19 protein-coding genes and 1 tRNA gene are annotated in these 21473 nt (G+C 58.1%); 3 read left to right on the top strand and 17 right to left on the bottom strand.

The window, feature by feature from the left end:
- Window positions 1-38 precede the first annotated feature (38 nt).
- The 10 genes from F3J39_RS09905 to F3J39_RS09860 all read right to left on the bottom strand — a co-directional run bounded on the left by F3J39_RS09905 (window position 39) and on the right by F3J39_RS09860 (window position 10369).
- Window positions 39-863 carry an alpha/beta hydrolase gene (locus tag F3J39_RS09905; protein ID WP_071668595.1) on the bottom strand — a complete coding sequence of 275 codons (825 nt, stop codon included), beginning with the start codon at window positions 861-863 and terminating at the stop codon, window positions 39-41.
- Between the two features lie 123 nt (window positions 864-986).
- A complete protein-coding gene (locus F3J39_RS09900; protein ID WP_166714134.1) occupies window positions 987-1958 on the bottom strand; it encodes a sensor domain-containing diguanylate cyclase in 972 nt (323 codons plus the stop codon).
- Between the two features lie 1645 nt (window positions 1959-3603).
- Entirely contained in the window at window positions 3604-4296 is a 693-nt protein-coding gene (locus F3J39_RS09895; protein ID WP_039380119.1) for an amino acid ABC transporter permease, read from the bottom strand.
- 14 nt (window positions 4297-4310) lie between these two features.
- Window positions 4311-4997, bottom strand: a complete 687-nt coding sequence (locus F3J39_RS09890) for an amino acid ABC transporter permease (protein ID WP_199181693.1) — start codon at window positions 4995-4997, stop codon at window positions 4311-4313.
- Window positions 4998-5083: 86 nt separating this feature from the next.
- Window positions 5084-5899, bottom strand: a complete 816-nt coding sequence (locus tag F3J39_RS09885; protein WP_039380121.1) for a transporter substrate-binding domain-containing protein — start codon at window positions 5897-5899, stop codon at window positions 5084-5086.
- A gap of 20 nt (window positions 5900-5919) precedes the next feature.
- Window positions 5920-6657: an amino acid ABC transporter ATP-binding protein gene (locus tag F3J39_RS09880; protein WP_039380122.1), complete on the bottom strand. Its 738-nt coding sequence runs from the start codon at window positions 6655-6657 to the stop codon at window positions 5920-5922.
- 9 nt (window positions 6658-6666) lie between these two features.
- Complete coding sequence (locus tag F3J39_RS09875; protein WP_104085444.1) at window positions 6667-7233, bottom strand: peroxidase-related enzyme; 567 nt, start codon at window positions 7231-7233, stop codon at window positions 6667-6669.
- Window positions 7230-7712 (bottom strand): hypothetical protein, encoded by a 483-nt coding sequence (locus F3J39_RS09870; protein WP_094112234.1) that lies wholly within the window; start codon window positions 7710-7712, stop codon window positions 7230-7232. Before F3J39_RS09870 ends, F3J39_RS09875 begins: the two co-directional genes overlap by 4 nt.
- Window positions 7709-9163 (bottom strand): NAD(P)/FAD-dependent oxidoreductase, encoded by a 1455-nt coding sequence (locus F3J39_RS09865; RefSeq protein WP_166714133.1) that lies wholly within the window; start codon window positions 9161-9163, stop codon window positions 7709-7711. Before F3J39_RS09865 ends, F3J39_RS09870 begins: the two co-directional genes overlap by 4 nt.
- A gap of 246 nt (window positions 9164-9409) precedes the next feature.
- A complete protein-coding gene (locus F3J39_RS09860; protein WP_052246444.1) occupies window positions 9410-10369 on the bottom strand; it encodes a LysR family transcriptional regulator in 960 nt (319 codons plus the stop codon).
- Window positions 10370-10931: 562 nt separating this feature from the next.
- On the opposite strand from F3J39_RS09860, the gene F3J39_RS09855 reads away from it, so the two are divergent.
- Together F3J39_RS09855 and F3J39_RS09850 are read left to right on the top strand one after the other, a co-directional pair.
- Window positions 10932-11129: a general stress protein gene (locus tag F3J39_RS09855; protein WP_039380126.1), complete on the top strand. Its 198-nt coding sequence runs from the start codon at window positions 10932-10934 to the stop codon at window positions 11127-11129.
- An 18-nt stretch (window positions 11130-11147) separates the two neighbouring features.
- Window positions 11148-11654, top strand: coding sequence for a DUF892 family protein (locus F3J39_RS09850; RefSeq protein WP_039380127.1), 507 nt, complete (start codon window positions 11148-11150; stop codon window positions 11652-11654).
- A 104-nt stretch (window positions 11655-11758) separates the two neighbouring features.
- Here F3J39_RS09850 and F3J39_RS09845 read toward each other — a convergent pair whose 3' ends face one another.
- Window positions 11759-12952, bottom strand: coding sequence for an MFS transporter (locus tag F3J39_RS09845; protein ID WP_039380128.1), 1194 nt, complete (start codon window positions 12950-12952; stop codon window positions 11759-11761).
- Window positions 12953-13207: 255 nt separating this feature from the next.
- Window positions 13208-13283 (bottom strand) — tRNA-Phe (locus tag F3J39_RS09840).
- A 196-nt stretch (window positions 13284-13479) separates the two neighbouring features.
- Between F3J39_RS09840 and F3J39_RS18930 the strand changes: the two genes are divergently transcribed.
- Window positions 13480-14796: a PAS domain-containing methyl-accepting chemotaxis protein gene (locus F3J39_RS18930; protein WP_104085440.1), complete on the top strand. Its 1317-nt coding sequence runs from the start codon at window positions 13480-13482 to the stop codon at window positions 14794-14796.
- A gap of 3 nt (window positions 14797-14799) precedes the next feature.
- Here F3J39_RS18930 and mrdA read toward each other — a convergent pair whose 3' ends face one another.
- The 5 genes from mrdA to deoC all read right to left on the bottom strand — a co-directional run bounded on the left by mrdA (window position 14800) and on the right by deoC (window position 21295).
- Window positions 14800-16674 (bottom strand): penicillin-binding protein 2, encoded by a 1875-nt coding sequence (gene mrdA, locus F3J39_RS09830; RefSeq protein WP_113655795.1) that lies wholly within the window; start codon window positions 16672-16674, stop codon window positions 14800-14802.
- A gap of 148 nt (window positions 16675-16822) precedes the next feature.
- Window positions 16823-17536: a purine-nucleoside phosphorylase gene (deoD, locus tag F3J39_RS09825; RefSeq protein WP_039380134.1), complete on the bottom strand. Its 714-nt coding sequence runs from the start codon at window positions 17534-17536 to the stop codon at window positions 16823-16825.
- A 35-nt stretch (window positions 17537-17571) separates the two neighbouring features.
- Window positions 17572-18795 carry a phosphopentomutase gene (gene deoB, locus F3J39_RS09820; protein ID WP_039380136.1) on the bottom strand — a complete coding sequence of 408 codons (1224 nt, stop codon included), beginning with the start codon at window positions 18793-18795 and terminating at the stop codon, window positions 17572-17574.
- A 95-nt stretch (window positions 18796-18890) separates the two neighbouring features.
- Window positions 18891-20213 carry a thymidine phosphorylase gene (gene deoA / locus F3J39_RS09815; protein WP_039380139.1) on the bottom strand — a complete coding sequence of 441 codons (1323 nt, stop codon included), beginning with the start codon at window positions 20211-20213 and terminating at the stop codon, window positions 18891-18893.
- Window positions 20214-20515: 302 nt separating this feature from the next.
- On the bottom strand, window positions 20516-21295 hold the full coding sequence (deoC, locus tag F3J39_RS09810) for a deoxyribose-phosphate aldolase (protein WP_166714132.1): 780 nt from the start codon (window positions 21293-21295) through the stop codon (window positions 20516-20518).
- Window positions 21296-21473: the final 178 nt, after the last annotated feature.

The raw sequence follows: 21473 nt of genomic DNA, 5'->3' as shown, positions 1-21473 counted from the left end.
CTGCAGTTCAGAGGAGGTCGCCCGCAGGCGACCTTTTTTTATTTCTGCTGCTGCAAAAAGGCGAGCAGGTCGGCGTTGAGTCGATCCTGATGAGTAACAGCAAAGCCGTGCGGTGCATTGTCATACACTTTCAGCTGTGAATGTTTAATCATCTCATGCGCCAGCTTGCCGGTCGCCTCAAAGGGTACGACCTGATCGTTACTGCCGTGGATCACCAGCGTGGGCACATCGACTTTAGCGATATCATCCCGGAAGTCCGTCTCTGCAAACGCCGTAACGCAGTCGATAGTCGCTTTCAGCGAAGCGAGCAACGCGATATTGAGCGTCTGGGTCAGCACCCCGTCTGAAACCTGCTGTCCGGCATTCAGACCATAAAACGGCGTGGCAAAATCGCTGATGAACTGCGCACGGTCCTGACGTAATCCCGCCCTGATATCATCAAAGACCGCCTGTTCCGGGCCTTCCGGATGATCCGCTTTCCGGCCAAACACCGGCGTCACGGCACCCAGCAGCACCAGCGATTTTACTTTTGCGCTGCCGTAGCGGCCAATGTAGCGCGTGACATCGCCTCCGCCCATTGAAAACCCTACCAGCGTAATCTCTTCCAGCTGGAGATGTTCGATCAGGTCATGGATATCATCAGCGAAGGTATCGTAGTTATACCCTTCCCACGGCTGCTCTGAGCGGCCAAAACCGCGACGGTCAAACGCGATAACCCGATAGCCCCGCTCCGCGAGGAAAGTCAGCTGGCTGTCCCACATATCCGCATCCAGCGGCCAGCCGTGGCTGAACAGCACTGGCTGGCCGCTGCCCCAGTCTTTGAACCAGAGCGTAACGCCATCTTTAGTCTGAAAAGTGCTCATCTCATTCTCCGTGTGTGGCCGATAACAGGCAGTTTTATTGCCGGCAGAGATCGCTGCAGCAATAATCACAGACAAGTTTAGGCGCATTACGCGAACAGGGGTGACAGCGGATGCGTTTAATAATTAAATGTCGCGTCTCTCCTGCCCGGAGGCAGCAAGCCTTATCCCCTGTTTTCCGTTACGCTTCACCTGATACATCGCCTCGTCCGCCCGTTTCAGCGCATCATCAAAGCTCTCTTTTGCCCGTACCTGAGCCACCCCGATTGAAGCGCCAATCTGTGCGAGACCGTTGTCGACATCAAACGGCTGCAGCGCCGCCTCCAGCACCGCCTGCGCCAGAATCCGCACTTTAGGGTAGTCGATCAGGAATGGCATCAGCAGCACAAACTCATCACCGCCGAGCCTGCCTGCCAGCACCACAGGCGGCAGAGCGTCCAGCATCCGCTGGCTGAGCTGGATCAGCACTTCATCACCGCTGCGATGACCGAGCGTATCATTGACGTGTTTGAAGTTGTCCAGATCGATAAACGCCACACAGAGCGGCCCTCCGGCATGCATCTGCGCAAACTGAACGGAGAGCGCATGGCGATTGGCGAGACCCGTCAGCGGATCGTGATGCGCCAGCAGCGCAAGCTGAGCCTCATAATTTTTCTCTTTGGTCATATCGATATGCGTACCGGTCACACGCAGCGGATTACCCGCCGCATCCCACTCGCTGACGCGACCGCGGTCCAGCACCCAGGTAATTTTGCCATTTTTGCCAATCATGCGGTGCAGCGCCTCATACCACGGTGCCCGCCCTTCGATATGGTCGTAAAACGCCCGCAGCACCTCATCAGCATCTTCCGGATGCAGGCACTCCCGCCAGGCATCAAACCGCGCTTTGGTCTCTTTCGGCTGAAAGCCGAGCATCGCCCCCCAGCGCCGGTTGAATATCACCAGTTTGCCGCTGGGAATGTCCAGCTGCCACAGGCAGAGTCCGGTGCCATCCAGCGCAGCGCTGAGTTTATTGCGCGCATCATGCGCAATGCGCTTCAGGCGCGCGTTGTGTTTTTTCAGGTTCTGGATCTGCTGACGCAGGGCTTCTTCAGACATAGTCAATTACGGTGAGAAAATAAACGCTATTTTGCCTGTCCTGAATTTTCTGTAAACAGACGAGGTGAAAAGCCGACGAGTTTCGGAAAATTGTCCCAACCGCAGAAGTAATGGCGCATTATCGGCCAGTTTTCAGTTTGCTTTGTCTGTTGGGGAGGGGGGCGCGGCAGCGCGGGACTGGGCGCTTAGCAGCGCGGGGCACTGAGGGAGTTCCGCCCGCCAGGCTTCTGGCAGTTTCAGCGGCGCTTGCGCACGCGGACGGGCTAAGGGGCGGGTGGGCGCGCCCCTTAGCAATCCGCGCCCCGCGCCGTCCTCGCGAATTCCCGGACTTATCCCTCCGGCCTTAACGGACCGCGCGGATTCGCTCCTGCTCAGCCCGCGCTCTCGCCGGCGTCCTGCCGGCTCGCCCTGGCCGTCACTCTGCGCCCGGCGCTGCGGATAGCGCCCCCTTCCCGCCTGCACATTCATTTTTTCATTCTTAAAAGGTTGCAGGGTCTGAACCTGCGAACAAAATCCACAGCCATAAAAAAAACCAGGAAAGAGAAAAAAGTGGAAGCCGGGGGAAGCGCCATTCGGGTCCGCCGAGGGAGGGCACGGTTCCGGGATGAGCCGACAGGACGTCGGCGAAAGGGCGCGGTGAGCAGGAGCGAATGGCGGCCGGTCCCCGGGAAGCGGGCGTGAGCGAGGGAACCGCGCAGCGGCGGACGGGGCTGGCGCAGGGCCGGGGAGTGCAGAGGGCGCGGCCAGGCGCCCTCTGCCCGGTCGCCGTGCCGGGGCAAAGGCTGCTGCCACGGCTGACGGCGAACGGAACCGGCCCCGGGGCAGCAGCACGCGGCTGTGCGCTAAGCAGCGCGCGGCACCGGGGGGGTTCCGCCCGCCTGGCTTCTGGCAGTTTCAGCGGCATTCCCGCACGCGGACGGGCTAAGGGGCGGGTGGGCGCGCCCCTTAGCAATCCGCGCCCCGCGCCGTCCTCGCGAATTCCCGGACTTATCCCTCCGGCCTTAACGGACCGCGCGGATTCGCTCCTGCTCAGCCCGCGCTCTCGCCGGCGTCCTGCCGGCTCGCCCTGGCCGTCACTCTGCGCCCGGCGCTGCGGATGGCGTCCCCCTCCCCGCCTGCAAATTCTTCATTTTGTTTTTTTTAAATTTGGTCTGGTGTGCGCTGAAGCTTTCCGACAGGACCGTCAGCCATAAAACACATGTGACAGGAAAAAAGCGCAAACCACCAGAACCCACCGCCATTAAAAAAGCCCAGGAAAGAGAAAAAATCAGAAGGCGGGGGAAGCGCCATCCGGGTCCGCCGAGGGAGGGCGCGATTCCGGGATGAGCCGACAGGACGTCGGCGAAAGGGCGCGGTGAGCAGGAGCGAATAGCGGCCGGTCCCCGGGAAGCGGGCTTGAGCGAGGGAACCGCGCAGCGGCGGGCGGGGCTGGCGCAGGGCCGGGGAGTGCAGAGGGCGCGGCCAGGCGTCCTCTGCCCGGTCGCCGCGCCGGGGCAAAGGCTGCTGCCACGGCTGACGGCGAACGGAACCGGCCCCGTGCCCCTGTGGCGAACGGAACCGGCCCCGTGCCCCTGTGGCGAACGGAACCAGTCCCGTGCCCCACGCCCCCGTGGCGAACAGAACCGGCGCCAGCCTCCTCTCTCTCTCAGGTCCTGACGCGCAACCGCGCTTCAATCATATCGGCGACCTTGGTCACCACCCACGCAATCACCATATAAAACACCACGGCAATCAGGAACGCTTCGAGATAGTAGAAGTTCAGCGCCGCCGTCAGCTGCGCCTGCGCAAAGATATCCACTACTTCGATAGCAAAGGCGAGCGACAGCGCTTTCATAATCACCATAAAGGCGTTGGCCAGATCCGGGATCGCCGCCACGATGATTTGCGGGAACATCACGCGCCGGAACAGCTGGCCACCGCTGTAACCCAGCGACAGCGCGGCGTCGGACTGGCCGCTGTCAAACGAGTTCAGCGCCCCTTTCCACACTTCTGCCTGAAACGCCGCTACGCAGGCGCTCAGCGCGACGATGATAATCACCCAGTTAGGCAGCGAGTGAGCATTCACCTCAACGTTAAACAGCGTAGCGAAGAAATGCAGCGCGGATGGCAGACCGTAGTAGGCGAGAAAAATCACCACCACCATCGGCACGCCTTTAAAGGCAATTTTGTAAACCATCACCAGCTGACGCAGTAGCGGAATACGCTGATGCTCAATATATGCAAACAGCCCGCCCAGCAGCGTGGAACAGATAAACACCGTTACCGCCATCAGCAGCGTAACCGGCACCGCATCCAGAATGCTCCAGAAATCGGGCAGTAGTACTTCAGTATCAAACATGCGCGCTCTCCTGCTCAGACGCTGGCGGTCAGCTTGACGCGCGCCGTTTTGGCGCTGTACTTCGCATGACGCTGTTCAAAGAAACGAATAATCAGCCAGGCGACCAGACAGAGCAGCGAATAGATCACCGCAAGCACCAGATAGGTACCAAACTGATACTGGTTATAATCGCGCTCCATAATCAGATGCGCCGTCGCCATGACATCAGCGGCACCGATATACATCACCAGCGCAACGTTATGGATCAGGTAAATTATCGCGTTACCATAGCCCGGCAGCGCAAAGTGCACCGCCTGCGGTCCTACCACGCGCAGCATCTTGTGACGAAAGCCGTAACCCAGGCTGTCCGCCGCATCGTGCTGACCGCGCTCTACCGCCAGAAACGCCGGGCGCATTACTTCGGAGAGATAGCCGCCGTGATAGAAGCTCAGGCCAATCATGGCGGCCAGATTAGGTGAAACAAAATCCGTAAAGCCGAGCTGCTGCGTAATCAGCGGCAGGCCGTAGAAAGCGACAAACAGCTGCAGAACCACCGGCACGCTGCGCGCATAAGAGACGTACAGATCGGCCAGCTGGCTGACCAGCGGAATACGACGGACGCGGAAAAGCGTCGTGATGAGCGCCAGAACAAAGCCAGCCAGCATCGCAACAAACATAATACCGAGCGTCAGCGGCAGCGCTGACAGCAGCTCGGGGATCATGGCGGATAGATTCACGGTGAAACACTCCTGCTTACTATAGAGCCGCGCCTGCCAGAGAGCCGGCGCGGTATCTGCTTGTGAATCCGTTACTGCATATATTTCGTGACGTCTTCACCAAACCACTTCTGCGCCAGCTTATCCAGCGTGCCGTCCGCCTTAAGATCCTGCAGCGCCTTTGTAATGTCCTGACTCAGCGCCTGATTCTCTGCCGAACGATGCAGCAGCACATAGGTGTTGTTGATCGCCACCGGTTCGCTCGCTTTGATAGCCAGTTTCTGGTTATCAATGACCGTCTGCTCGCCGAGGTTGGATGGCAGGATCAGCGCGTCATACTTGCCGTTCTGCACCTCTTTCAGGCGATCCGGATAGGGCACGCCAGCACTGGAGGCTTTAATGGCGATCTTGTCGTTCGGATTATCCTGCTGCCACTGCGTCACAAATTTGTAGACGCCACCGCCAGCGGTCACCGGGACAACCTTTTTGCCCACCAGATCTTTCATGCCCTGAATGGTGCTGTCGCTGCGGCTGTAGATCTTCATCAGGCTGGCACCCATCGGTGCATCCGGGATCAGGAACTGCTTGCTACGCGCCGGGGCCTTATAGTAGCCGCCGGTTGCCATATCATATTTGCCGGTCGCCAGCCCGGTCTCCTGAGCGATATCCGCGGCGCCTTCCATCACAAATTTGTACTGCGGCAGTCTGGCATTAATCGCTTTCAGCACGTCGGGCTCATAGCCCTGCGGCTCATGACCAATCGCGCCCCAGGAGAGCGGCTTGGACTCTGCAGCGGTAGCGATTTTGATGGTGCGAACCGCATCGGCAAAGCTGCTGCCGCTGACCAGCGCCAGTGCGATGATGCCAGGCGCGGCCAGGCGACGTAATGTTGTTTTAAGTGCAGGCATGATCTTGATTCCTCTGATTATTAGAATATGCGTTCTGAGCTGAGAAACTGGGCAAGGCGCGGCAGGGTCGGGTTTTCAAACATCTCTGCCGGCGTACCCTGCGCGGCGACCACCCCCTGATCCATAAACACAATGCGGTTAGAGACGCTTTTCGCAAACTGCATCTCATGCGTGACCAGCAGCGAGGTGATGCCTGAGGAGGTGACATCTTTGATTACCTTCAGCACCTCACCCACCAGCTCCGGATCCAGCGAAGAGGTCGGTTCATCAAACAGAATGACCTCCGGCCGCACCGCCAGTGCGCGGGCAATGCCGGTGCGCTGCAGCTGTCCGCCAGATAGCTGGGAAGGATAGTGATCGGCTTTCGCGCCGAGTCCGACCCGCTCCAGCTCCTCAAGCGCGATGGTCCGCGCCTCCTGGCGGCTTTTGCGCTGGATCACGATCAGCGGATCCATCACATTCTCCAGCACCGTCATGTTCTTAAAGACGTTGAACTGCTGAAATACCATCGCGGTACGCAGGCGGATCGCCTGGATCGCCGCTTTATCGGGTTTGCGATAATCCATGCGGATCTGATCGAGCGCGATCGTTCCGGCTGTGGGCTTTGCCAGATAATTAATGCAGCGCAGTAGCGTGGTTTTACCGGTGCCGCTTGGCCCGATAATCGACACCACATCGCCCCGCTTTACCGTCAGATCGACCCCTTTCAGAATCGGGTTGTTACCATAGGCGAGCGTAATATTATTAAGTTCTAACATGGCATTGCCCTATTTATTCAGGTCAGCATGGCCCAGCACATGCATCAGACGGTTGGCCCAGCCAAAGATGGCGATAGCGTGGATCAGGTCGATAATCTCCCGATCGTCCATTCCGGCCGCACGCAGCGGCGCAATATCTTCTGCCGTCGCTTCGGCTGGCGTGACCGACAGGCGGCGGGCAAAGTGATAGATCGCGGCGTCGCGCTCGCCCAGCGCATCGGCGCGGTCAAAATAGATTGCACTGACCACCGCGTCGTTTTCAGCCAGCTGCACGTGCCGGCGCGCATGCACCACCGCGCAGTAGCGGCAGCCGTTCACGATTGACGCGCCCAGCGCGCCCAGCTCGCGATCGGCGCGATTCAGGCCGCCTTCAACATACATGATGGCGTTGAACAGCCCGGTGCGTGCGGTGTAGCTTTCCGGATCGTGTACCAGCGTGCGGACATACTCCGACACCTTCTTGTTAGACGGTGTGATTTTCATCGCATCGCGCTGGGCAGGCGTGGCGTCGTCTACGCTGACCGGCGCAATATAGGGGTGCCAGTGCAGCGGCTTCAGGGAAACAGAAGGGATCATGCTGACCTCAGCAGGCGCAGGCCAGCCGCCACGCGCGTCTGGAAGTTAACAAAGGCGATCAGCTCAGAGAGCGCCACAATCTGCGGGTTATTCAGCCCCGCCTGCTCCAGCAGCCGGATGTGCTGCTCGGTGGCCTGCACCGGCTGAGACGTGACCAGATCGGTATGACGCACAATCGTCGCCAGCGGTTCGCCTGCCGGCAGCGCACCTTCCGCCAGCGCCAGCAGCTCATCTGCCGGCTGCAGCTGCGCCAGCTCATGCTGATACGCCTGCTCCAGCGCGCTATCCTGATTCAGCCGCGCCATGCGCTGCGCCAGCGCCAGCCGCAGGGCTGCAGAGAGCCCCTGGTCATCTTCCGGTGTCAGCACGGAGCGACGGCACGCCTCGGCGCCATCAACAAACTCCGGCCGCAGCCGCCGCGTCTGGTAGAGCGCCGCGTCAGGGGTCAGCCCGGCGGCGCGATCGATAGCGTCACTCATAACGCGTTCTCCTGATTCAGTAAGGGGGTGGCGTCCACCCATTCATCGCCCTGTAATTCAGGCGTGTCATACGCCTGCAGGCTGGCATAGTGCTGCTCCACATCCTCGGCAAACAGCGAGGCCGCAATCGCCCGCACCAGCCGATCGGCACCGGCGCTGACCGCGGGGATATCACCGGAGACTTTGCCGTGCGTCAGCATCGCGGCATCATTGAAACAGTGAATATGTGAAAGCATCGGGCAGGCGCCGGGGGAGCGCTCGCGAAACTCAAACCCGGGTCCCAGGTCAGGCGCCTCCAGCATATTCTGGCGCGCCGGCCCCATGGCAGGCTGATAGCGACCGTCTGCCCAGCGGCGGATGTGCGGGGCGATGGCGGCGAATTCGGATCGGCCGCTGAAATCGTTGCTGAAACCGGTAGCCGCAATCAGGTAGTCATAGCGCAGCGGCCCCTGCGTCGTCTCAATGACCAGCTCATCCCCTTCGGGCCTGACGGCATTGATAGCGCAGTTCAGCAAAAAACGGGCATTTTCATGACGCGAAACGCGCAGGGTGGAGGCGCGCGGCGGCGGCGTCTGGGTGGCAGCGGTATAATCAACAAACTTCCATTTCCACATATCCGGCAGCTGGTGCATACCGTGTACCACGCCCTGACTGCCGATACCGGTCATTTTATTGATGCGCGGCATCGCTTTACGGCGGATCAGCAGATCCACCCTGGCAGCGCCCTGCTCCAGCGCGGTTGCGGCATTATCCATTGACGAGGCACCGGCACCGATCACCGCAACCCGCTTACCCTGCAGCGCACGGAAGTCGATGTTGTCGGCGGAGTGTGCCCAGAAGCGGCGATCGACGCCCTGCAAAAAGGGGGGAACGGCGACGCCGCCCAGGCCGGAACGGCCGGTTGCCAGCACCAGCCGGCGGGTATATACGCGTGCCGGCGCTGCGCCTTCCAGCGTCAGCGCAATCAGCGACCCGGCAGGTTCAATGGCGGTAACGCGGACGCCGTTCTGTACCGGCAGATTCAGTACCTGCCGGTACCAGACCAGATAGTTCATCCATATCTCTTTCGGGATTTTGTCCAGCGCCTGCCAGGCCGCTTTTCCCCACTGCGCGGTATACCATGCGCGAAAGGTCAGCGAGGCCAGACCGAGTGCCGGTCCCTGCAGTGATTTGGGTGAACGCAGCGTCTCCATGCGGGCAAAGGTGACCCACGGCCCCTCCTCCCCTGCTGGTGCAGTGTCGTAAGCGATGCTATTGGTGATGCCCGCCAGCTGCAGCCGGGCCGTCGCCGCCAGGCCGCACATTCCGGCACCGATCACGACGACATCGCGCACCGGCTGGTCATAAGCCGTGTGCACAGGCACCCAGGGTTTTGCGGGCAGTTCAAGGTATTCCAGGTCCTGCTGTAGCTGAGCTTCCAGCGCAGCCAGACCGTCGGCAGCTGAAGTCATATAAGTATCCCCTGATGTCAGCGCAAAAAACGCTGTCAAACGCATACCCACAACCGCCGGATTTATTATCCTGATAACACATAGTTACCGGCTAATGATTGTTAATACGCATAGTAAAAGCTGAGGCTTTGCATACTCCTCCTGCGACCGGGCGGAGTCAATAATAGCGCTCAGCATTTAACCAATGGATTTCTTATATCTTATGCCGGAATGGGTATAAGCCAGTTGCCACGCCCTGCAGACGCCTTAAAGCTGATTGATAAGCCGCATAACGCGGGTGTGTTCGCTTGAGGCCAGCCGCTGAAAATCGGGCAACAGCGCGGCAGCCGCGGCGGCGAGCGCTTCTACCAGCGCCTGTGCTGCCGCGGTGATCTGCCGTCCCTGCGGCGTGACCACGCCAAAGTAGTAAGGAATATCCTCTTCCAGCGTACAGATAGTGACGCCAGCCAGCGGCATTCCCCAGCCGGAAACCGGCTCCAGAATAGCCACGCCCAGCCCGGCGCGGACGCAGCCAAGAATATTTGCCGAAGAGTTGGTTTCAATGGTTTCCGGTAGCGGCGTATTGACACGCTTCAGCGCTTTTTCATAGCGCCCGCGCAGGCGCTGCGGGTTCCAGGGGGCGATAAGTCGCCGTCCCGCCAGCTGGCTGAGCGATATCTGCGGCTGCGCCGCGAGCGGGTCGCTATCCGGCAGCGCCACCACGCAGCGCGCGTGACCAATCCAGTGCAGTACCACTGCATCATGCTCCAGCGGCAGGCTGCAGAGGCCGATGTCCGCCTCAGCGGTGATCACCGCGTGCGCCGTTTGCGCCGCAGACTCACTGATGATCTGCACTTTATTGTGCAGGCCAATCGCCGCCAGCGCCTGTGGCAGCAGCCCTGCAGCCAGCGCCGGCGTGGCCGCAATGCTGAGTGGCCGCTGCTGCTGCTGCGCGATCTCCTGCGCACGCAGCCGGATCTGCTGTAAAGAGAGCAGCGCTTTCTGCACATACTGATGCAGCTGCAGCGCCTCTTCGGAGGGGTGAATACGCGGTCCGTTGCGGATAAAGAGCGGATAGCCCAGAGAGAGCTCCAGCTCCTGCAGCTGGCGTGACACCACAGGCTGTGAGCGATTCAGCGCTTTGGCTGCGGCGGTCACGCTGCCCGCTGCAATAACTGCTGCGAACGCTTCCAGCTGACGCAGATCGAGATCGTTGAGTAAATTCATTACGGGGTGATTCCTGCATGCTTGCTCACCGGGCTGAGCATAAGTGATGCCGCCATCATAAGGTGCAGAGCCCCGTTAAGTCACTGCATAACCTGAAAGTCTCAATTTAGGTAATGACCACTCCAGAATATATTATTGCCCTGGCTGAAATGATCTCAGTCAAAAAAATCAACTGACAAAAAATTACATGTTAAATTTAAGAAATACTTTCCACCGCTGCGCTTAATTCCCTTCATACGACACTCTGTTACCTTGCAATATAAATCTGTACAACACACAGTAAAATCGTACAACTTATAAAAACCACCCTTAATTGAAGTAAGAAACTAAAAATAAAGGATAAATATCTAAAAATACCGAGATAAAATTTATTGTACAAATAGTATTTCTCTGTACACAAAATGAATCGTGATTTTATAAATTAGCTCTTAAAGAAATAAAAAATATAAAAACCCCAATTAAGATTATTCCTGGCTGGCGCCCTTGTTAATCCGGAAAATAACGCTAACCTTAAGTTGCAAACTAAATACTTTAATATGCTTTACCCTCTGAGGAGTAAATGATGAGCAATCCACGTGGCGGTGCCGGTAATTTTGCCCTGAATCCTGAACGTGCCCGCGAAGCGGGGAAAAAAGGCGGTCAGGTCAGCGGCGGTAACTTTCGCAATAACCCTGAGCGCGCAATTGAAGCGGGCCGTAAAGGGGGTAAAAAGAGTCGTCGTGGCACAGATAAAGATGCTGCACAGGGTGCACAGGCTTAACATTAACGGGAGAATCTAATGACTTACGAAGAACATTTTATTGACTGGGTCAGAGATGCACACGCTATGGAGAAGCAGGCGGAGAGCATGCTGGAAAAAATGGCAGCCCGGCTCGAACACTATCCCGATCTCAAAGCGCGTATTGAGCAGCACATTGATGAAACACGTGAACAGCAGCAGCTGGTGCAGAGCGTCATTGACCGTTACGACACGTCCCGTTCGGTGATCAAAGATGCCGCAGGAAAACTGTCGGCGTTTGGCCAGGCAGTTGGCGGAATGATGACCGAAGATGAGGTGGTGAAAGGCGCCATCAGCGGCAACGTTTTTGAGAACTTTGAGATCGCGAATTACACTGCGCTCATTGCCGCGGCGGAACAGCTTAACGACAGCGAGAGCGTGTCAATTTTCACCCGCATTCGCGAGCAGGAACAGGCGATGGCCGACTGGACAGCCAATCATCTGGGCGACGTTACAAAGCAGTTCCTTATCCGCTCCAGTACACCAGGCGTAGAAGCAAAGAAATAGCGTTGGCTGCGCTTTGATTTTCTTCCCCGGACTTTGACATTGCATATTATTTATCGGCCAGCTGGCCAGCCAGCATAGTGAGGTTGCTTCTGTGCTGGCCTTTTTTATGCCTCACTTACCGGCGCGAACCGCCTCGCCTGCCACCAGATCAGCAGCGCTGTCAGCGCAATCACGCTTAGCGTGCTGAACGCCACGCTATAAGAGTAGTGCCTGACAATCATGCCGGTCAGCGCCGGACTAAAGGCGGCACCCGCTCCCTGCATCAGCATCACCGCACTCTGCCCGGCATTAACATGGCCGCTGCCGCGCAGCAGCTGCACAATGTAGCCAGGCACGGCGACGCCCAGCGTACCGGCCGCGATGCCGTCCAGCACCTGAACCGGGATCATCATCCAGGGGTTGGTAAAGCTGGCGGCGAGTACGGCGCGCAGCGGCAGCAGCAGCAGCGCCAGCATAATCAGACGCTGATACCCCAGCGTTTCGGCGCGCGCCGCCGTCCAGAGCGCTACCGGGATCATCACCGCCTGCGAGATAATAACGGTTGCAGCAGCATAAACGCCGGGATTCATGCCGCCGGGCGAGGCGGCTACGCGCATACTGAGCATCGGCAGCAGTGCCGCATTCGCGAGATGGAACAGCAGCAGCGTGATGCCTGTGGTCATCAGCGGTGCGTTGCGCGTCAGGTCAGAGAGGCGGGGAACCGCGCCGCCCGCAGACGCATCCAGACCGCGCGCTGCCTGATGATCAATATCTTTTCCGCGGATGGCCAGGATAGCGAGTGAGGTCAGCAGCGCCATCGCTGTCATCAGAATAAATACCGAGCCGGTCCCCCAGTACCATGTCGCGGCCCCGGCAATCAGCGCAGCGCTCATATTCCCGGCGTGGTTAAACGCTTCGTTGCGCCCCATCTGCCGGTTAAAACCGCGCTGTCCGGCCAGACCCAGCGTAATCCCTGCCAGCACCGGGGCAATAAACGCGGCAGAAACGCCGCTGATGATCTGCGTAATTGCTACCACCCAGCTTTGCTGTGAATACCAGAGCCACAGCGTGGCAACGGTAATCAGCGCGCAGCCACCCAGCAGCAGCAGACGTTTGTAGCGCGTGGCATCCGTAACGATCCCGGCAGGCAGCGTGGCGATAAGCCCCGCCAGCCCGCCCGCCGTCATCACCAGGCCGACATCATTTGGCTGCCAGCCACGCTGCGTTAAAAATATCCCCAGAAAAGGTCCCAGCCCGTCGCGCACGTCGGCGAGAAAAAAGCTCACCAGACAAAGCGCCTGCAGCGATCGTATCGGCATTGCTCATATTCCTGATTTTTTAGTGCGGGTCCGCCTGTTAAGTAATGGCAAAGATTCAGGAAAAGTCACGTAGTGTAAAAGTAACTAAATGAAAGCAGTGTTTGCAGCTGTTTGTCTGTATCCGGGGTGCGATCGTGCAGATGAAGGTGCTGACTGTGTCAGACCAGGAGTGGAGCGTATACGCCGGAGCGCAGAGCGAATATGGGGAGCGCAGAAAAGCAAAAACCCGGCCATAAGGCCGGGTTTTCTGAATTGTGGTGCCCGAACCCGGAATCGAACCAGGGACACGCGGATTTTCAATCCGCTGCTCTACCGACTGAGCTATTCGGGCAACGGGGCGCATTAAACCCTACCCCGGCCGCAGCGTCAAACGCTTTTCAGCAAATACGCGCTGACTGCTGACTTTTAGAGCATCCGCTGCGCTTACTGGTTAAATTCTGACACACTCTGCTGCGCTGTCGCGATGGATTTTCGCATCCGGCTGCCGATAACCGTGCTGACATCCAATAAACATAAAAAGGTCCACCATGTTCAGCACTATTGTATCAGGTATTATGTCACGCCTTGCGTGGCAAAAGCGCAGCCGCGCGACGCTCAGTTCATTGCAGGATGCTATCGCCATGATTGAGTTTACGCCGGACGGCAAAATTATCACCGCCAACGATCTGTTTCTGGAGCGCATGGGCTATACCCTGCCGGAGATCGTCGGGCAGCACCACGCTCTGTTTTGTACGCCCGATATGGTGCACTCGGCCGCGTATCGCAATTTCTGGCAACGGCTCAACCGCGGCGAGGGGTTCAGCGATAAGTTTCTGCGCGTGGCGAAACACAGCCGTCCGGTCTGGCTGGAAGCCAATTATGTGCCGGTACAGGACCGCAGCGGCCGGGTAATAAAGATTGTTAAGCTGGCGAGTGACATTACGGCACACATTCTGGATACGCAGGAGCAGCGCGCCATGACGGCGGCTATCGATCGCTCAATGGCGGTTATCGCCTTTAATCTGCAGGGCGAAGTGCTGATGGCAAATGACAATTTTCTTAAAACCATGGGCTATCGGGAGCAGGAGATCCTTGGCCGGCACCACAGTCAGTTCTGTCCGCCAGAAACGCAGCAGAGCAACGCCTATCGTCGTTTCTGGCAGAAGCTGAATCAGGGTGAATACATCTCCGGCCAGTTTCAGCGCGTGGATAAACAGGGCCGTACCGTCTGGCTGCGCGCCACCTATAATCCGGTTTTCGATGAGGCGGGCACTCTCTATAAAATTGTTAAATTCGCCACTGATGTGACCCCGCAGGTGGAGAAGAGCCAGCAGGAGCGTGACGCTGCGCAGCAGGCGTATCAGACGGCGCTGCAGACCAGCGAAAGCACCCGCCTGGGCGCTACCGTGCTGGAGAACAGCGTGCAGACCATGAATGCGCTGGCAGGCGAACTGCACGGTATCTCCGGTGATATTACCAATCTCAGCGACTCCTCCGATCGCATTGGCGCGATTGTCGAAAGCATCCGCCGTATTGCCGAACAGACCAATCTGCTGGCGCTGAACGCGGCGGTTGAGGCGGCGCGGGCCGGACAGCATGGACGCAGCTTCGCCGTCGTCGCGAACGAGGTGCGTGCGCTGGCGGAAAATATCAATCGCGCCACTACTGAAATCGAAAACCGGGTGCGCGATAACCATCTGCTGGCAGAGAAAGCGCTGCAGGGCATTGCATCTAACCTGAAGCGCGCCGATCAGGGCGTACTGCTTGCTCAGGAGGCGGGCGACATGATGGCGGAGATCCGCGGCAGCTCAGGTGACGTGGTCCGCGCTATCGGCCACGTCACCGCGACGTTAAAAGAAGAGTAGCCGCTACTGCCCTGCCGTCTGCAGCGGCGCGTCGGATGCCGGCGGCAGGAAGATATGATCGAGAATATTGCGCATTACCGGCGCGGCGCTCACGCTCTCGTTTCCGCCGTTTTCCAGAATCAACGCAATCGCCACTTTAGGATCGCTGAACGGTGCAAACGCGGTATAAAAAATATGATCGCGCAGCCGGATCGGGATCGCTTTCGCATTATAGGTCTGGTTCTGCTTCAGGCTGAACACCTGCGACGTCCCGGACTTCGCTGCAATGCCGTATGGCGCGGTATGAAAATATTTATATCCGGTGCCGTTAGGGGCGTTAGCCATACCAAACATCGCCCGGCGCACCAGCCCCCAGTATGGCGAGTTCGCCTCGCCAATCTGCGGCTGCGGCCTGACGGGCTGATAAGGCTGCTGCCAGCCGCCACGCTGCGCTTTAGCCAGCAGATGCGGCGTGATCACTTTGCCGTTATTGATCAGCGCGACCATCGCCCGGACCATCTGGATCGGGGTTGCGATCCAGTAGCCCTGCCCGATCCCGACTGATACCGTATCGCCCTGATACCACGCCCGTTTATGCACCCGCTTTTTCCAGGCGCGATCGGGGAGCAGACCGGTGTACTCTTCGTTAAGATCGATACCGGTTGACTTGCCATAGCCAAACTGGCTCAGCATCGTATGAATGCGATCGATACCCATCATAAATGCCACCTGATAGAAAAAGGTGTCTGCCGACTCCTCAATCGCTTTAGTGACGTCCAGCATACCGTGGCCCGTTTTTTTCCAGTCGCGCCAGGTGCGGTGCGTGCCGGGCAGGGTCCAGGTGGGTCCGCCAAAGAAGGTGGTCGCGGGCGTGATAGTGTGGGTCAGCAGTGCAGAGATCGCCATATATGGCTTTACCGTCGAGGCGGGCGGATAGAGGCCCTGCGTGACGCGGTTGATAAGCGGTAAATCTTTATTCTGCAGCAGCGCTTTGTAGGCTTTATAACTGATGCCTTTCACAAACGGGTTGGGATCGTAGCTGGGGCTGGAGACCATCGCCAGCACGCTGCCGTCGTGCGGATCTTCAATCAGTACCGCCGCGCGCTGGCCGGCCAGCTGCTGCTCAACATACTGCTGCAGATGCAGATCGAGGGTCAGCCAGATATTTTTGCCAGCCACCGGCGGAACCTCTTTCAGCACGCGCACGATGCGGCCATGGTTGTCGACCTCCACTTCCTGGTAGCCGGTTTTGCCGTGCAGCAATGCCTCATAGTAGCCTTCAATGCCCTGCTTACCGATGTTATGGTCCGCGGCGTAGTTCTCCCCTCTGCCCGCCTCGTTCAGCCGCCTGTAGTCAGCGTCGTTGATTTTGGAGACGTAGCCCACCACGTGCGCCAGGTCAGCGCCGTAGGGGTATTCCCGATCCTGATAAGTCGATACGCTGACGCCGGTGAAACGAAACTGGTTCACGGCAAAGCGTGCCACCTGACGATCGGTAAGCTCCGCTTTCAGCTCGACCGGTTTATAGCGGCTGCTGTGCTGCAGCGCATGCCTGAATGCGTCAATATCATCGGGCGTCAGATCAAGCAGCGGCGTCAGGGCGCGGAGCGTGGCCGCCATATCGCTGACCTTATAGGGCGTGACCAGTACGTCATACCAGGTGACATTGTGTACCAGCGGAATGCCGTTGCGATCGTATATCAGCCCGCGTGTAGGCGCGATGGGGATCATTTTAATGTCGTTTTCGTTGGAGCGCGTCTGGTAGTAGCGGTGCTGACGGACCTGCAGACGATAAAGATTGATTCCCAGAACGATAAAGCAGGTCACCACCAGCGCAAATGCCACCAGCGCCCGCCGGGCAAACAGTTTTTCTTCAGCTTCGAAATTGCGAAAATTCATCAGGAAAGGGTCTCTTCATTATCGCGCTAATGATAAACAGCGTGAGCGTCAGAGCCAGCCTGAAGATGCACAAGCCTGGGTAAAAGTGTGTCAGATGTTTACGGAGGGAGGACCGGAGCGCATTAATGCGCCCCGGACACAGGCGAAGTTAGTCGCCCAGCAGCACCGATTCCAGTGCAATTTTGATCATATCGTTGAAGGTGGTCTGACGCTCTGCCGCGCTGGTCTGTTCGTGCGTGCGGATATGGTCAGAGACGGTACAGATGGTCAGCGCTTTCGCACCAAACTCTGCCGCCACGCCGTAGATCCCTGCGGCTTCCATCTCAACGCCGAGGATGCCGTACTTCTCCATGACATCAAACATCTGCGGATCGGGCGTATAGAACAGATCCGCAGAGAAGATGTTGCCGACGCGCGCGTCAACGCCCAGCGCTTTTGCTGCGTCAACCGCGTTGCGTACCATGTCAAAGTCAGCAATCGCTGCAAAATCATGATCTTTGAAACGCATACGGTTTACTTTGGAGTCGGTGCAGGCGCCCAGACCAATCACCACATCACGCAGTTTCACGTCAGCACGTACTGCACCACATGAGCCGACGCGGATGATTTTCTTCACGCCGAAATCGGTGATCAGCTCTTTGGTATAGATTGAGCAGGATGGGATCCCCATACCGTGGCCCATTACCGAAATCTTACGGCCTTTATAGGTGCCGGTGAAGCCAAGCATACCGCGTACGTTGTTGACTTCCACAACATCGTCCAGGAAAGTCTCAGCGATATGCTTTGCGCGCAGCGGGTCGCCAGGCATCAGCACGACGTCCGCGAAATCACCCATTTCTGCATTAATATGTGGCGTTGCCATGGTTCTTATTCCTTTTCAAAAAAGTGTGCGCTGTTTTACAGCATGCTTTTGCCGTAGTCCATGCTGGAGAGGCCAAAGTACGCGGCAATGGTCTGGCCGATATCGGCAAAGGTGTCGCGATAACCCAGCGATCCCGGCTTGACGCCCGGACCGTAGATGAGAATCGGGATATGCTCACGCGTATGCTCAGTGCCTTCCCAGCTGGGATCGCAGCCGTGGTCAGCGGTCAGGATCAGAATATCGCCCTCCTGCACCAGCGCCATCAGCTCTGGCAGACGGCGGTCAAACAGCTCCAGTCCGCCGGCATAGCCTGCGATATCGCGGCGATGACCCCAGGTTGAGTCGAAATCAACAAAGTTGGTAAAGACGATAGAGGTGTCAGGCGCCTTTTTCATCTGCTCAATCGTGGCGTCAAACAGCGCGTCGAGACCGGTCGCTTTCACTTTCTGCGTGATGCCCTGATGCGCATAGATATCGGCAATTTTACCTACCGAGATCACTTCCCCGCCCTTCTCGTCGACCAGCTTTTTCAGCATGGTCGGTGATGGCGGCTCAACGGCCAGATCGTGACGGTTCCCGGTACGCTCAAAGCTGCCCGCTTTATCACCCACAAACGGACGGGCAATGACGCGACCGATGTTGTAGCCGCCTTCCGTCAGCTCTTCACGGGCAATTTCACACAGTTCATACAGCCGCTCAAGGCCAAAGGTCTCTTCGTGACAGGCGATCTGGAACACCGAGTCTGCTGAGGTATAGAAAATCGGCTTACCGGTTTTCATGTGCTCTTCACCCAGCTGATCGAGGATCACCGTACCGGAAGAGTGGCAGTTGCCGAGATAGCCCGGCAGATCGGCGCGCTCCACCAGCTTATCCAGCAGCGCCTGCGGAAAGCTGTTCTCTTTATCGCTAAAGTAGCCCCAGTCGAACAGAACCGGGACACCGGCAATTTCCCAGTGGCCGGAGGGGGTATCTTTGCCGGAAGAGAGTTCGCTGGCGTAAGCGTAAGCGCCGATGATTTCAGCATTTGGATCCAGCCCTGGCGGAAAGCGGCCGGTCGAGAGTTCTGCCGCTTTGCCAAGACCGAGCGCGGTCATGTTTGGCAGATGTAGCGGGCCTTCGCGCCCTTCGTTTGCGCGACCTTCAAAACAGGCTTCAGCGATATGGCCAAGCGTATCTGAACCCGCATCACCGAATTTATCAGCATCTTTACTGGAACCGATGCCGAAGGAGTCGAGAACCATAATAAAAGCACGTTTCATGCAAGTCTCCTGCGCGCCAGGCGCGATGACAAGTCAAAAAAAAGCGATCAGATCAGTATACCTGAATGGCTGCTGTCTGGCACGCAGTAACGCCACTATTCACTGATGCGGCGATAGACCACGGGCGTGGTTTCAGGTGCCTGGTCGCTCAGTACGATGGCGGTTCTGACCGCCTGCGCGGCTTCCTGCCACTGCGCTTCCGAGGCGGCATGGATCATCGCCAGCGGCCGCTGCGTATCAACCCGGCTGCCCAGCGCAATCATGTCGCTCAGGCCTGTGCTGTAGTCGATTGTATCAGTGGCCCGCCGCCGCCCGCCGCCCAGCGCCACAACGGCCATGCCCAGCGCCCGCGTATCCATCGCGCTGACGATCCCCGCTTCTTCTGCATAGAGCGGCCTGCTGAAAGCCGGCGCCGGCAGATAGTGATCCATCCGCTCGATAAAATCTGCCGGCCCGTTCTGAGCCGCCACCATTCGTGCGAATACTTCGGCAGCTTTACCGTTATCCAGCACCTGCTGCAGTTTCTGCCGCGCCTCGGTGTCATTCGCTGCCAGCTGGCCGGACACCAGCATCTCAGCGCAAAGCGCCATCGTGACCTCATACAGACGCGGATTGCGCGCCTCGCCGGTCAGGAACTGCACCGCTTCGCGCACTTCCAGAGCGTTACCCGCGGTTGAGGCCAGTACCTGATTCATGTCGGTAAGCAGCGCGGTGGTCTTGCATCCTGCGCCGTTCGCCACCCGCACAATCGACTGCGCCAGCTGTTCCGAGGCGGCAAAGGTGGGCATAAAGGCGCCTGAACCCACTTTGACATCCATCACCAGCGCATCCAGCCCTTCTGCGAGTTTTTTGGCGAGAATCGAGGCGGTGATCAGCGGAATGGAGTCAACCGTGGCGGTGACATCGCGCGTGGCGTAAAAGCGTTTATCTGCGGGCGCGAGCGAGCGGGTCTGCCCGATGATCGCTACCCCCACCTGTTTAATTATGTCGCGGAAACGGTCGTCGCTGGGGTAAATATCAAAGCCCGGAATGGCCTCCAGCTTATCCAGCGTGCCGCCGGTATGACCCAGACCGCGTCCGGAGATCATCGGCACATATCCACCGCAGGCGGCGACCATCGGTCCCAGCATCAGAGAGGTAACATCGCCTACGCCACCGGTTGAATGTTTATCCACTACCGGACCGTTGAGCTGCAGCGACTGCCACTCCAGAACCGATCCTGAGTCGCGCATCGCCATGGTCAGGGCAACGCGTTCCTGCAGGTTCATATCGTTAAAATAGATGGTCATCGCCAGCGCAGCGATTTGCCCTTCCGAAACGGTTTCATCGCGCACGCCATCGATGAAAAAGCGGATCTCCGCCTCACTCAGCGGCTGCCCGTCACGTTTTTTCCGGATGATTTCCTGTGGCAGAAACAAGGTTGCCTCCTGTGATTGCTGGTATATACGCGGCGCATAAATGCGCCCTCTACGGGAATGTTGGATTTTGTACCCCGTAGGGGGCGCATTCATGCGCCCCTGGCCGGATGCCGCAACGGGATTTAACCCGGGCCGCATGAATGCGGCCCCTACGACAATATTCGATTCCGGCCCCTGTAGGGGGCGCATTCATGCGCCCCTGGCCGGACGCAGTGCCGGGATTCAACCCGGGCCGCATTAATGCGGCCCCTACGGCAATATTCGATTCCGTATCCCGCAACGGGATTCAACCCGGGCCGCTATCAGTAACCCGTTTTGCTGCCGCTGGTTGCGTGGCCCAGCGTGCTGAGCAGGTTTGCCAGCAGGCTGGAGGCACCAAAGCGGAAGTGACGGGCGTCGGCCCAGCCCTCACCGAGGGTGTCGTCAGCCAGCTTCAGGTAAAGAGCGGCATCTTCTGCGGTGCGCACGCCGCCGGCTGGTTTAAAACCTACCTGCTGCTGCACGCCTTTATCGCGAATAACCTGCAGCATGATGGCGGCAACTTCCGGCGTGGCGTTCACCGGCACTTTACCGGTTGAGGTTTTAATAAAATCAGCGCCGGCATCAATCGCAATTTCTGATGCCGTACGGATCAGCGCCTCTTCTTTCAGCTCGCCGGTTTCGATAATCACTTTCAGCAGCACGTCCGCTGCCGCACACGCCTCTTTGCACGCTTTAACCAGCGCAAAGCCGGTATCACGATCGCCAGCCATCAGAGCGCGATAGGGAAATACCACATCCACTTCGTCAGCGCCGTAAGCGATAGCGGCGCGCGTTTCCGCCAGAGCGATCTCAATATCCGCATTACCATGCGGAAAATTGGTCACGGTCGCAATGCGCACCTCAGGCGTACCCTGTTCGCGCAGCGTTTTACGGACGATCGGGATAAAGCGCGGATAGATGCAGATAGCGGCAGTGTTGCCCGCAGGGGATTTGGCCTGATGACACAGCGCAATGACTTTTTCATCAGTGTCATCGTCATTCAGGGTAGTGAGATCCATCAGTTGCAGCGCGCGCTGCGCAGCAGCATTAAGGTCAGTCATAACAGGCTCCGGATGTCAGGCCAGCAGCGAGCTGCCGGATAATGTGATTATTTTAACAATTGTCGGGAAGTGCCATTGCGAATCAGATCACATAAAAAAGAGATAGCAGCTCGAAATTACATAGAAAATCTGCTTAAGATCTCTTTTTGACGTGAATGCATGGCTAAACAGATCGCAA

This window comes from Pantoea sp. Acro-807, assembly GCF_011752675.1.
GTDB lineage: Bacteria > Pseudomonadota > Gammaproteobacteria > Enterobacterales > Enterobacteriaceae > Pantoea > Pantoea eucrina.
The sequence above is the reverse complement of the archived record's forward strand: the minus strand, read 5'-3'. Positions and strand labels throughout refer to the sequence as shown.